Origin of the sequence: uncultured Anaerobiospirillum sp. (genome assembly GCF_902485895.1) — a bacterium.
Taxonomy (GTDB): domain Bacteria; phylum Pseudomonadota; class Gammaproteobacteria; order Enterobacterales; family Succinivibrionaceae; genus Anaerobiospirillum; species Anaerobiospirillum succiniciproducens.
In genome coordinates this window covers 1-13,369 of record NZ_CABTML010000005.1, presented here as the reverse complement: position 1 = coordinate 13,369, position 13,369 = coordinate 1, and the positions used below count along the sequence as shown (strand labels likewise).

The 13,369-nt window shown below is 43.5% G+C and carries 10 protein-coding genes; 6 read left to right on the top strand and 4 right to left on the bottom strand.

Going from position 1 to position 13,369, the window contains the following annotated elements:
* Nucleotides 1-252: 252 nt before the first annotated feature.
* Nucleotides 253-807, bottom strand: a complete 555-nt coding sequence (locus tag RDO37_RS00295; protein ID WP_281709811.1) for a hypothetical protein — start codon at nucleotides 805-807, stop codon at nucleotides 253-255.
* A gap of 409 nt (nucleotides 808-1,216) precedes the next feature.
* On the opposite strand from RDO37_RS00295, the gene RDO37_RS00290 reads away from it, so the two are divergent.
* Nucleotides 1,217-2,356 (top strand): acetyltransferase, encoded by a 1,140-nt coding sequence (locus RDO37_RS00290; RefSeq protein ID WP_308497713.1) that lies wholly within the window; start codon nucleotides 1,217-1,219, stop codon nucleotides 2,354-2,356.
* 191 nt (nucleotides 2,357-2,547) lie between these two features.
* Here the strand turns inward: RDO37_RS00290 and RDO37_RS00285 are convergent, their stop codons facing one another.
* Nucleotides 2,548-3,201 (bottom strand): thiol:disulfide interchange protein DsbA/DsbL, encoded by a 654-nt coding sequence (locus tag RDO37_RS00285; protein ID WP_273322240.1) that lies wholly within the window; start codon nucleotides 3,199-3,201, stop codon nucleotides 2,548-2,550.
* 573 nt (nucleotides 3,202-3,774) lie between these two features.
* Nucleotides 3,775-4,887 (bottom strand): squalene/phytoene synthase family protein, encoded by a 1,113-nt coding sequence (locus RDO37_RS00280; RefSeq protein WP_308497712.1) that lies wholly within the window; start codon nucleotides 4,885-4,887, stop codon nucleotides 3,775-3,777.
* Between the two features lie 933 nt (nucleotides 4,888-5,820).
* On the opposite strand from RDO37_RS00280, the gene RDO37_RS00275 reads away from it, so the two are divergent.
* The 5 genes from RDO37_RS00275 (at nucleotide 5,821) to yciA (ending at nucleotide 11,830) form a co-directional block, all read left to right on the top strand.
* Nucleotides 5,821-7,482, top strand: a complete 1,662-nt coding sequence (locus tag RDO37_RS00275) for a lactate permease LctP family transporter (RefSeq protein WP_308497711.1) — start codon at nucleotides 5,821-5,823, stop codon at nucleotides 7,480-7,482.
* A gap of 533 nt (nucleotides 7,483-8,015) precedes the next feature.
* Nucleotides 8,016-8,768, top strand: a complete 753-nt coding sequence (locus tag RDO37_RS00270) for a (Fe-S)-binding protein (RefSeq protein WP_273322232.1) — start codon at nucleotides 8,016-8,018, stop codon at nucleotides 8,766-8,768.
* Nucleotides 8,768-10,207: a LutB/LldF family L-lactate oxidation iron-sulfur protein gene (locus RDO37_RS00265; RefSeq protein ID WP_308497710.1), complete on the top strand. Its 1,440-nt coding sequence runs from the start codon at nucleotides 8,768-8,770 to the stop codon at nucleotides 10,205-10,207. Before RDO37_RS00270 ends, RDO37_RS00265 begins: the two co-directional genes overlap by 1 nt.
* Nucleotides 10,200-10,859, top strand: coding sequence for a lactate utilization protein C (locus tag RDO37_RS00260; protein WP_308497709.1), 660 nt, complete (start codon nucleotides 10,200-10,202; stop codon nucleotides 10,857-10,859). Before RDO37_RS00265 ends, RDO37_RS00260 begins: the two co-directional genes overlap by 8 nt.
* A 461-nt stretch (nucleotides 10,860-11,320) precedes the next feature.
* Nucleotides 11,321-11,830 (top strand): acyl-CoA thioester hydrolase YciA, encoded by a 510-nt coding sequence (yciA, locus tag RDO37_RS00255; protein WP_308497708.1) that lies wholly within the window; start codon nucleotides 11,321-11,323, stop codon nucleotides 11,828-11,830.
* A 187-nt stretch (nucleotides 11,831-12,017) separates the two neighbouring features.
* Here yciA and RDO37_RS00250 read toward each other — a convergent pair whose 3' ends face one another.
* Entirely contained in the window at nucleotides 12,018-12,650 is a 633-nt protein-coding gene (locus RDO37_RS00250) for a TetR family transcriptional regulator (RefSeq protein ID WP_052339054.1), read from the bottom strand.
* Nucleotides 12,651-13,369: the final 719 nt, after the last annotated feature.

Genomic DNA, 13,369 nt, shown 5'->3' with positions numbered 1-13,369 from the left:
TGGCTATTTTTTTTACTAACTTTTGCAAAACTATACACAACGTGGATCACTTTTAAATTTTAGCCAGAGGATCTGTTTTCATTGCGTTAATATGCTCAAATTCATTGCACACGACAACATAGGAGGCCTCTTAGTTAAGAGATAGCCTTAAGGTGGCATAGCATTTTGCAAAAGAAAAAGGACTCAATCCTTTAGTGGAAAGAGTCCTTTTTCTTTTGTAAAACATCAGTGGAAAACCACTGATGCTATAACTTAGTAGTAAACCGACGGCATGGCGGAGCGATTGAGAGCCTCATCAAGGCCTAATTCTTTTTTGGCAACGGAGTAGGCCTTAAATAACTCATCCTTACTGATCATGCCACAGGCACCAAACATCAAATATGAGGCACCATCAAAGTAAGTAACTAAACCGGCACACGGTGCGTTATCTACATAGTTAAAGCTAAAGCCACGACGTGAAATCTGCGCGGTAAGACCCCAGCCTGAGTAAGAGTCCATAACATTTTGTGCATAGGACTTAGTAGTGCTTAGATGAGCTGCTGCTGGCATGACACGAATAAATGCCTTAGCACTGCCATCATTCTTAACTACAGTGACTAAACGATCTTTCTTAGTGTGATGGATACTAAAACCAGGCAGTAACTTACCTAAAGCAGCACTTGAGCTATTGCCAATAGTTACGGTTGATGGAGATGGTGCGGCATGGGACACACTAGTAAAAGCAAACGACATCGCTACGATGGCAACGGCGCTTTTAATGTAGCTTAAGAACTTTAATCTTGATGTACCTGCTTTTACCTTGTTCATAGAAAACTCCATAAAAATCGTGAGCATAAGTATATAGGCTTTTTACGCACCTGAAAACATTAGGCCCTTTATCCTGTGCCTCACACAGTGCAGATGTCATGCCCACTCATATGCCTTAACCTGTTTTATGTAGCCAACTGCAACGCTCAGCTACTGAGCCTGAGAGGTGCGCAACAAAAGCCTTGTGCTGTCTGTGATAAAATCTTTTGATTCGACACTAAGCATCGCATCTTTCTAGAGCTCTGTGCTGATCTAAACACAAGGATATTCTCACTCCCCATAACAGTTAAATGTTAATGTACATTACTTATGGGGCTTTGGATGTGGCTAGATGCTTGCGTCACTTAATAGCACGACCACTTTCTTTATGTAGAGGTCGCAACTAACAGCCCAATACCTAGGACTAGTTATGCTTCACTTTTTACCCGCACCAATCCTCTTTGTAATCAACTTCGTCTGGTTATCAATTGGTACAACACTGATATCCATTCCAGTGCTGCTAATGGCATTTATTAAGCTCATTTTGCCAATTCGTCCAGTACTCAAAGTGGTGGATGTGGTTAATCAGCTCGCGTTCAAGTGCTTTTGCCTGAACAATGCTTTCTTAATTCGTCTTACCAACAAAGCTGATTGGGATATACAAGGCTTTGAGAATATTAAGATCAACGGCTCATGCATCATTATCTCTAATCATGTAACTTGGGCTGACATCGTGCTGTTATGCCACTTATACCGTGGTCGTATCCCAATTACCAAGTTCTTCTTAAAGCAATCCTTAATCTGGATTCCTGTGATTGGCCAGGTTTGCTACGCCGTTGGTATGCCTTTTTTACGCCGTTATAGCCGGGCCAAGATCTTAAAGAATCCAAAGCTTAAGAACAAAGATGTCAATGCTACCCGTAAAGCCTGCAAGAGCTTAGTAAATTACCCATCAAGCTTAGTTAACTTTGTAGAGGGTACTCGCTTTACTGAGGCTAAGGCAGTTGCACAAAAGACCCCTTACCAAAACCTGATGCCACCAAAGGCTACCTCTCTTGCTGTTGCCTTAGGCATCATCGGCAATAACATCGACTGCATCTTAAACACCACCTTGGTTTACCCTGACAACAAACCAGGTACCAATATCTTCATGTCGCTGTTATGTGGTCGTCTGCACAAGTTTGCAGCTCGTGTTGAAGTAATTAGCAAAGAAGAAATTCAAGAGCATCTTATTGGCGACTACCTCAACGATAAGCAATTTAAGCGCAACTTTAACACTAAGCTCCGCGCTATTTGGCAAGTGAAGGATGAGACCATCGCTGCCATTAAGGGCATTGATTATGTGCCTCGTGATATCGTCGCAGCAACTGACCTAGAAAGTACAACAGGTCAAGACGGTGCCGCAGCAGGCCCAGATAGCACAACAACAGGCCAAGAAAGTGCCGCAGCAGAACCAGATAGCGCAGCAAAAGGCCAAGAAAGTGCCTCAGTATGCCTAGAAGGCGCTGCTCCAAGCTCAGAGTCCTCACAGACAGGCGTAGATACACAATCTACAAATGTAATGCGCTAAGCAACGTCTTTGATGGCGCACCGAGCGCTATAAGCTCACAGCAAGAGGCAATCACTATCGACAAGTGCAGCTATAATCAGGAAACCAAGGTCTAATTGGCTAGGGCTTAGCTTGAGTCTGTGCTTGCATAAAAAAAGGTCGCATAATGCGACCTTTTTTGTATCTTGGAGTGCAGCTTAATTTAGCTAAAACTACTTAGCCTCGGCACTCTTGGCATCTTTAACGCCGTCTTTTTCAAGCAGATAGCCGATGAGATTGAATAAATCCTTTTCGTCCTGTACAGACTCCATGGTAACTAAATACTTACCATTGATGAGGATCTCAGGCACTGCATCGATATTGATGTCTTTAGCCCACTTATCAAACTTGGCAACAGCACCCATTACTGGGAATGAAATGTACTCTTTTTCGTACTTAGTCTTTGCAATGCCTACAGTTGCCATGAAGTCAGCCATTTCAGCGTGACTCATAGGAATCTTGCCGTCAGTATGCATGCTCTTGAAGAGCTCTTTAACAAAGATATCTTCCATGCCTAAGTTTTTAGCCACAACTAAGGCTCTTTGAGACTCTGGGCCCATTGGACCACCGAGCATAGCTACAGGATTACGAACAAACTCTGCATTTGGATAAGCCTTTTCGAGGTTGTCAAAGGTCTCTTGCAGTGAGAAACAGTGGCCGCACCAGAAAGAGAAGAACTCTCTGATTTCTTTAACCTCAGTAAGCTTCTCAGCACGAACTTGATAGTTAACACCCTCTTTGTACTTAGCGTCAGCGGCTACAGCTGTATTTAAGATAGAAATAGCAGTTACTGCTGCAAAACCGATGGCTAATAACTTCTTAAACATAAGATCTCCGAAATATCGTACAGAGCACGACACAAAACTTATAGCGCCATACTACTATGCAAAGCTTAGCGACGTATTAGTACAAATCATTTTAACCATCAGTACAGGCAAACTAATATTGCCCCTGTCGCCTAGGTGAGTAAACCACACTACACAGCTCAACTTAGGCCGTCGCTAGTTCGTTAAAAGCTGATTGTAGCATGCACTTAACTCATGTGCGCAACTGACAATAATTGAAAGTTTGCAAGTGACAATTTTAGAGACCCGCCATAGATATTTGCAGTTATCAAAGTATTCATGCGGCTATTGTCGTTGCTTTAGAGCTCGTGACAGAGACCATCTAGAGAATAGCTCGTGACAGAGACCATCTAGAGAATGGCTAAGGTGCAACTAGGTGATAGCAAAGAGAGCAAAGCTCTAACTAAAATGTGCAAATAACTGATGCATACAAGACTTGGTGTGGAGGGTGAAGTTGCGTCCTTTGAATGTATGCTTTGAGCGTGTTGGTGTAGTGGCATACCATCAAAAGACGTGAGCGGTATGCCAAAGAAGTGGTAAGCGTGGATATTGCGCTTAGTTAGTATTTGAGGAGTGATCCCAAATTGAGACCTTGTCGCGCAGACGACGTACGCTACGACGTTGACGGCGCATGCCTGCTGAAAGAATGAAGCTTAATGCTCTTACTAAAGTATTAGAGTGGGCTGCTAAACGACATAAGACGAAAATGCGCTTCACCTTAGCTCGAGTAAGGCGGTAGTCACATTGAGGATTCATTGGATCACGTGAAACCTGGCGCAGCAGCAAGAGGGCCATGCATACATTAGTGAGGCAGAACATACGGCTGCCGGAGCTGTCTTTTACTGGCAAAGCACAGATGAAGTTAATGGCGTCATCTAAATGGCCTTGAGTTAACGCCACGTACTCTAAGACATCTTGTTCATCTTTAACTGGCAAGAATAAGGCACCACGCTGAGCATCTTTAGCACGATCACGCAGAATATTAATGAGCTGCAGCCCCTCGCCAAAAGACACCGCCAGCTCCATAAGCTCATTCTTATTAACATCACGATTGTACAGAGCAAACAACTCAGCGAGCATTTCACCAATCACACCTGCAACGAAGTAGCAGTAATTATCTACATCATCGAGGTTACAAATGCCCTTCTCATCCTCGTCTAAAGTCTTTCTTAAATTGCTAGCCATACCATGTGCAAGGATAGCAACCGCGTGACACACTATCTCTTTGATATCGTCATCATAGGTTTCAAGCAGATTAACTGCTTTATCCATATCATGCAGTAAAGCTACATACTCTGCATTAGAGCCCTCAGAGCACAGTTCTAAAGCTTTCTCTTTGAGTCTAAAGAGCACATCTTTATCGGCAAAGTCGTCGCCAGCAAGGAAAGAGATATCAGATAGCCAAGTGATCTTATCTACTGTATTGGCCTTGGCATCATCCTCAACTGTATCGACAATGCGGCACAGCAAGTACGCCAGGCTTACGCAGTCCTTTAATGGACCACTCATCAGCGGAATAGTAATGGCAAAAGAGCGAGAGACCTTATTGAGGTGGTCATACAGAGACTCTGTAGACATTGGCTCTTCGCTAAAAGAGACCTGAGTAGCGTTGTTAATAACTACTTCAGATGGGTTTAAAGGCTTACAAGGAGGAGGTTTCGTGTCCATACAGCAATTTAACCGTTCGCCGCTCTAAGCTTATGTAGCATTGTCTTAAGTCATGCACGTATTAAGTTTTTAACACTGAGTCATGCTCTGCATGATGAAAATAGACAATGTATATTATGTCTACAGCCCCGTCATTAGCAGGGGCTTAAGCTTAATCGTGTACGAAACTAAGCAATAGCTCTGTAGTCAACATCTATATGATGTAGATGAGGCTGCAGCTTAGATGCATTCTTGGCGTCTACAAGAAGCTTAATCTCAACAGTTTGTACAGCGGCAAAAGCTCAACTTACAAGATCACCGCCATTAAGAGAGTTTCTTTAGAAGATGATCAACACAGCCATGCATGAAATAGCTTAGTGCGCAAATTTCAGACATAGGTATCAATCATTATATGACCATTTCATGCCATCGTGCAATTATGTGAAAAGTGCTATGAATAAATGTGATTTATACCATGCAAACGGCCTAAATAAGCAATCTAGCTTTACAGTTGGCGACTAGGATCCTAGTTGTCAATTAGGCAGTATTTACACGCGTACTTTTTATACTATTACTACTAACTTGTATACAAGCAATAAGCTATATTCCATATGAGGTCAAGCTTGTATACAAGTTTGCTCTTTGCATTTCTTGCTGGTCAATGAGATCATTTGGGGCATTTTTCTGTAACGCTCACCAGGTCATCCTAGCAAGTTGATAATATTCACGTTCTTTGATTTGGATCTCATTTATCTGCACTTAAATAAAAACCCCGATTTAAACGGGATTTTCAAATTGACTTACTTCACACTTTGACGTGCCGTATACAAACACAGTGAGAAAAAGGCTTTAAAGCTTTTTCAATTGATAAATACTTTCAACTAAAGATCATTTGCTTTCTATTAGTATTGAGCGCGAGTCAGTTGCTCCCTGTTTTTACGGAGATTGTCACCTATGTGGATTCAAAACTACGATCCAGCCGGCAACATCTGGTTGTCCGCTCTGGTCGCAGCGTTACCTATCATTTGCTTCTTGCTCTGTCTGGTTGTCTTTAAGCTTAAGGGCTATCAGGCTGGTTTTATTACCGTTGTATTAGCTGCTGCTGTTGCATTCTTCTTCTATGGCATGCCAGTACAGTTAATCGGTGCATCCTTTGTACAAGGCTACACCAATGGTATGTGGCCAATCGCTTGGATTATTATCGCAGCTATCTTCTTATACAAGCTGTCTGTTAAGTCCGGCTCTTTCGAAGTTATTAAGCAGTCTGTTATTAGCATTACCCCTGATCACCGTATTCAGGTTCTGCTCATCGGCTTCTGCTTCGGTTCCTTCCTTGAGGGTGCTATCGGTTTCGGCGGTCCTGTTGCTATTACTGCTGCTCTGTTAGTAGGCCTCGGCCTTAAGCCAATGTACGCAGCTGGTCTGTGCCTCATTGCTAACACCGCTCCTGTAGCTTTCGGTGCTGTTGGTATTCCAATCACCGCTATGACCGACCTTGTTGGTGTTGATGCAAACTCTGTTTCTGCAATGACCGGTCGTTTACTCGTACCTCTTTCATTCACCGTTCCATTCTTCATCGTATTCTTAATGGACGGCATCAAGGGTGTTCGTGAGACCTTCCCTGCAGTATTTGTAACTTCTACCTCTTTCGTAGTTACTCAGTACTTCACCTCTAACCACATTGGTCCTCAGTTACCTGATATTACTTCTGCTGTTGTTGCTTTAGTATGTACCACTCTCTTCTTAAGAGCATGGCAGCCAAAGAACATCTTCCGTTTAGACGGTGAGACCAACTTCACTAGTGAGAGCTCTTTAGACTTCAAGACCGTATTCCGTGCTTGGACTCCATTCTTACTCCTGATCGTTCTCATCATCATCTGGACCAACCCACTGTTCTTAAGCCTCTTTGGTAAGGGTTCTGCTCTTGAGTTCACTCAGGTAACCGTACAGTTCAACGCTACTGTTGGTTCTATTAAGTCACCTGACGTATTAGACTCAACCATTCTGCACGATGTTAAGGTTGCTCAGGTTGTGAACCTCATCGCTTTCCAGGCTGGTACCGCTATCTTTATCGCAGCTCTGCTCACCATCGCATTCCTGCGCATTAAGACTGACGACGCCATGGAGTGCTTCTGGGACACCTTAAAGGAGATGGCAATCCCAATCATCACCATCGGTCTGGTTGTAGCATTCGCCTTCATCGCTAAGAACTCCGGTATGTCTACCACCTTAGGTCTTGCATTTGCAAGCACTGGTAGCGCCTTTGCATTCTTCTCCCCAATCATCGGTTGGATTGGTGTGTTCCTCACTGGTTCTGACACCTCTTCTAACCTGCTCTTCGGTATTCTCCAGCAGGCTTCTGCTAAGACCTTAGGCATTGGTGAGGCTCTGTTCTTAGCCGCTAACTCCTTAGGTGGTGTAGTAGGTAAGATGATTTCTCCACAGTCCATCGCCATTGCTTGCGCAGCTGTAGGCTTAGTTGGCAAGGAGTCTGAACTGTTCAAGTTCACCTTAAAGTACTCTGTAGCCTTCATCCTCCTCGTAGCAACCTGGGTGCTGTGTGTTGCATTCTTCCTCCCATGGATGATTCCAGAGACTGTACCACTTGCTCACTAATTAGAGTTTAGTGATCTAAAAGTTGCTCCTACTATGAAGCTAGGGGCAGCTTAAGATTAAGCAAACCTGGCAACTTACTAGCTATCTTGTTAAGTTGCCAGTTTGCATCACAAGCCTTAAAAAGACTTGTTATCTCACCTCAAAAGATTTCTTGCACATTGCTAGCTGCTAAAACAGCAACGAACTCAATTGGCTAAATGCTAATACCCATTGCAACTAGCATCTGTGCACATACCACTATGTGTATTTGTAACTTTTATCCCGCACTTACTCTAGAGGCTTGGATAAGTTAGGTTTTTTCCTTTCTTTTGTTTTCAACCCTTTATGCAAGTACTTGCGGGTTTTTGCTTTTATGCGTACACATGGTGCGTTTGCAAGGATAGGATCTGTCAGCTCCATCCTTTGTACTATAATTTGCAATATCTATTGCCAAGGTCTTGATCAGGGCACAGAGGAGATTTTGTTGTGCCCAGCTACGACTTTAAGCAAAATGAATACTTTGAATCGCTCAAACGTCAGGATGGTATTTACGTATGGAGCATAATGTTAATTTCTTTGCTACCTGTATGGGTTCTACTGCACTGCAAGACAGTGTAATTAGCTCAATTAAGCTCATGCAGATGTATGGCGCAAAGATCACTTTTAAGAAGAAGCAGACCTGTTGTGGACAGCCTGCTTTCAATTCAGGCTATTTCAAAGAAGCAAAAGAAGTTGCTTTTTACAACATGGCCTTATTTGCAGATAACGACTACCCAATCGTGATTCCGGCTGGCTCTTGCGCCGGCATGATGAGCCACGACTACCGTCATCTCTTCCGTGAGGACTCACAGGATGTACGTGATAGCGTAGAGCGTTTTGCAAGCCGTATTTATGATCAGTCCGAGTACTTAACTGAAGTTTTAAATGCTCAGCTTGAGGATAAGGGCGAGCCTATCAAGGTTACTTTCCACGTCTCTTGCCACTCCTTACGTATTCAAGAGTGCATCCCAGCTCAAAAAGCTCTCATTCGTCAGCTCAAGAATGTCACCTTAGTAGATGTTCCATATGAAGAAGAGTGCTGCGGTTTTGGCGGTACTTTCTCTATTAAAGAGCCTGAGATTTCAAACGCCATGGTCTCTGAGAAGATCAAGCACATCCGTGAAACTGGCTGCTCTATCGTTTTAGCTGGTGATAACGGCTGTATCCTCAACATCAGCGGCGCTTTAGCAAAGCAGGGCATCACTGATATCAAAGTCATGAACATCTATGACTTTATCTACAAGCGTGTGACTGGGGAGAAGTTGTAATGGAACTGGCTAACATCCCTCACAAGACTATCGTTCACGATAAGCTCAATGACTCTCAGATGCGAGAGAACCTGACTAAGGCCATGCACACCCTGCAGGGCAACCGTCTTAACCTCATTGAGAACAAATATGAAGATTGGCAAGGCTTACGTGACAGAGCACGTCAGGTAAAGAATAATGCCTTAATGTCTCTTGCCGATCGTATCGAAGAGTTCGAGAAGAACGCCACTAAGAATGGCATTCAAGTGCACTTTGCCTCCTCAGACAAAGATGCCTGCGAGATCATCTATCAAATTATGAAGCAAAATAATGTTGATAAGATTCTCAAAGGTAAGTCTATGGCATCTGAGGAAATTGGCCTCAATGCATACTTAAAAGAGAAAGGCATCAACGCAGTTGAGTCTGACTTAGGTGAGCTCATTTTACAGCTTAACGACGAGCCTCCTGTGCACATCGTGGTTCCAGCTATTCACCGCAACCGCTATGAAGTAGGCCAGATCTTCCACGATAAGTTAGGCGCACCAGTTGAGTCAGATATTGAAAAGCTCAACTCCATAGCTCGTAGCCACTTACGTAATCAGTTCGAGACTCTTAAGATGGGTCTGTCTGGCGTTAACTTTGCTATCTCTAAAGAAGGCGCTATTTGGCTGATTGAGAACGAAGGTAACGGTCGTATGTGTACTACCGCTCCTGACATTCATGTTGCCATTTGCGGTATTGAGAAGATCGTTGAGACCTTTGATGATGCAGCTACCTTAGTGCACCTGTTAACTCCATCTGCAACCGGTCAGTTCATCCCAACTTACAACAACATCATCTCTGGTCCTCGTAAGGAAACTGACAAGGACGGTCCTCGTCAGATGCACATTGTGATCTTCGATCACAACCGCACCTCAATGCTCAAGCACAAGCATTTCTATGAGGCGCTGCGCTGCATTCGTTGCGGTGCTTGCATGAACTTCTGCCCTGTTTATGACAAGATCGGTGGCCACTCTTACCGTACTACTTATCCAGGCCCAATTGGTGAGGTTATCTCTCCAAACTTATTCGGTCTTGATAAGACTGGTGACGTGCTTTCTTTCTGTTCACAGTGTAGCCGTTGTTCTGAGGTTTGCCCTGAGCGCATTCCTCTTGCTGACCTCATCCGTGAGTTACGCTCTTACAAGGTTGGCCAAGGCGAGGGCAGCATCACTGGTTCTGAGAATGTTAAGGCTAGCTCCTCTGAGCAATTGGTCTTTAGCATGTTTGCCAAGATGGCTACTAGCGGCAACCTGTGGAGATCTTCATTCTCCAAGGCTCACATCATGAACTCTCTGGTTACAACTTTCGGTCCTATGCTCCCTGTTGCAAAAGAGTGGGCTGCATTTAAGAAACTGCCTGATGTAACTGGCAATTTCTACAAGAAGGTTCAGGCTATCGAGGGTGTAAAGTATGAATGATGTAATTGCTAGCATCTCTTCGCGCAGCCGTGAAGAGATCTTAAAGAAAGTACGTGCTGGTTACCAAGATCCAGCTTTTTGCCGCAAGGAAACTGAAGATCCTGTTGTTCACATCGTGATGAAAGAAGATCTGATCGAGAACATCAAGGAGAACATGACCAACAACAAGTTTGTGGTACATGATGTCAATGAAGCTGATCTGTACAAGACCATCAATGAGATCACTGCCTCCCACAATGCTAAGAGCATGGTCTATCCAAAGGACTTAGGTTTAGATTTAGAGAAGATCACCGCCTCATCACAGCTGTGCTTTGATCGTCAGATCGAGGATATCCGTGAACAGGTCTTCCACACTGACTTCTCTATTATTAATGCCTTTGCTGGCGTAGCCTCTCATGGTGTTGCATGTGTTCCCTCTACTGAGAATCAGCCACGTATGCTCTCCTTAGTGACCCCACTGTGCATTATTCTCTTGAAAAAAGAGCGCGTAGTTAAGTCACTTTCAGAGGCTCTCAAGAAGGTTAAGAGTGAGTTCGATGTCCTGCCAACTAACATTCTGTTCATTGCAGGTCCATCACGTACTTCAGATGTTGAACTTGTTACCGTATTCGGTGTGCACGGCTCAACCTCAGTACACTTAATCCTCTACTAATCCTTTACTTAAAGCTAAGCAGTTACAAAAGATATGGATAAGAGCTTTGCCACGTACAAAGTACAGATACTAAATCCATATTGTTTGTGTTTATAAGCTATTGCTTAGCTTATGTATGTGAAATTACAAGGTTACGTACGTATATAGGGTAACTCTCCTATATAGACCATCCGTAATTTGCAAGGCCACCTCTAGGTTTTGCAACTGACCTAAAGCCCGGCTCACGCCGGGCTTTTTTGATCTGAGCATCTAGCAGCTTTTTCCTTTCCCCCTATCAAGAAAAATCACATATAATGCAACTGAAAAAAATGAGCCTGCTTTGAATATATGGTGGGGCTGTTTGACAAGATGTGTAAGGCATTGTCATCAGATAGTTCCAAGATGGCAACACTACAGAGCTTTGTAGTTGACCATAATATTTAGCGCACTTTGTTGATGCTCGAAGTAGATTCGGAGGTAACATGTCTGAAGAAAAGCAAAATAACAACACTACCGACTCTAATGCCGTCCATCCACCAATTGGTAATCTCCTCCTCAGAACCATGACACTGCCTAAGGATACCAATCCTGCAGGTGACATCTTTGGTGGTTGGATCATGTCTCAGCTTGATATTGCCGGTGCGATTTTAGCTCGTGAGATTGCCCATGGCCGCGTCGTTACTGTTGCTGTTGACGCCATGAGCTTCATCCGTCCTGTAGAGGTAGGTGATGTTGTCTGCTGTTATGGTCGCTGCATCAAGGTTGGCCGCACCTCCTTAAAGATCAACTTAGAGCTGTGGGTAAAGAAGATTTATGAGTCAGAGGCAGCTCAGCGTAACCTTGTTACTAAGGCTAGCTTTACGTATGTAGCTGTAGATGATGCAGGTCGTCCACGCCCTCTGCCACCACAGGCCCATGTTATTGCTGAAAAGGGCATTGATGCTGGCACCGTGGGTTTATGTGAAGACGGTTCAATCCGCTCTGCAAACTAAAACAACCTCAAAGGGCAGCACCAATAAGCTCTCTTTGCTGTCCTTAATGAAATGAAAAAAGCCGTATCCTCTTTTTGGCAGGGGATACGGCTTTTTTATTTTTTATCCAGGCTCAATAGGACAAAGTGTCCTTAATGCACTTGGTATATGAATCAGGGCACTATCGAGTTTGGAAAACTAGCACTCTTTAGCCAGCAGTGCGGCGTAGTTCGCCGATGTGAGCAAAGATAGTGTCAACAATGAGCTGATACTGCTCAACAGGCAGATTACGATAGCCTTGACGCATTTGCATAATAAGGCCCTGCAGTGATGCCTGTAAGTAAGTTGCTGCAAGCTCAATGTCAGTATCTGGAGGCAGCTGACGATGAACTACTGCGTTACGAATAGCCTCTTCGATAAGGGCAGCACGAGTCTTTAACAGTTCTTCTAAACGCTCACGAGCTTCAACTTGTGAGTTGTTATGAATAATGCCCTCGAAAATAGACATGATGCTAGAGTTAAAGAAGACACGTGAGTCCTCAGAAAAGTGCATCATGCTCCACTGTCTTAAAATGCCCAGAGGATCGCGCTGCTGTTCGTTTGCAGCTGCTCTTAAAGTAGAAACTAACTTGAGCTTCTGAGCCTCATCCTCTAATAAAGCGCTGAGAAGCTCAGTCTTATTCTCAAAGTGCCAGTAAATAGCACCACGAGTTACATCAGCATCGCGAGCAATGTCAGACAAGGAGGTTTTAGCAAAACCGTTAGCGGAAAAAACCTTTGCTGCAGCATCAAGGATGCTTCTTTTTGTCTGAAGAGCCTCAGCATGAGTACGTTTGGACATGTTTACCTCTAAAGTGCCACTGACAGTGATTTGAATGCGATGAAATTATAACATACATTCATGTATGTATGTATCTTGTGAAAATGTTATAATTGGATCACGGTCAAACCAGGCGTTCTACACAAATTTTGCTCATTTGATAGGCAAATTTGTACAAGTCTACAGATAAATTTGTCCTACTTTTAAGAAACAGTTTCTCTGATCGAACTTATAGAGCCTGGATAAAAATGCACTCTGCCTTAAGTCAGGGTAAAAGCATCATGCAGCTTAGATGCCCCTAAAATAGATTACAAACTGTCTATTTATCAGGGTTTCATCTAGGAGACATGGTGCTTTTGTGCTTTTTGAGCAGGCTAATGCATCCAATAGTATCGCATATGACTGTTAAATATAGAAAAACTGCACTTAAGCAAGTTCACCTAGAGTAGGCAAAACCTCTCAACGTTGTGCGTTTTGTAAGTCAAATTTGTACAAGTTAACTAATCTCAAACATAGCATTAGAGCTTGCTTGAGGAGCAAAAGAGCCTTATACGCTGATGGAAATAGCTATCTTTTTAACAAATAGGCGTAATTCTCCACCTATAACTTCAAGAGTTTAGGTGGCGATGTAAGCCTACATGTTTCTAAGATTAATATCATTAGAAAAGTATTCAAAAATGCTTCTGTAAAGAAGCTATTTGATAGCGGCTGCGTGTTTCAGCCGATATGGGTAACTTGTT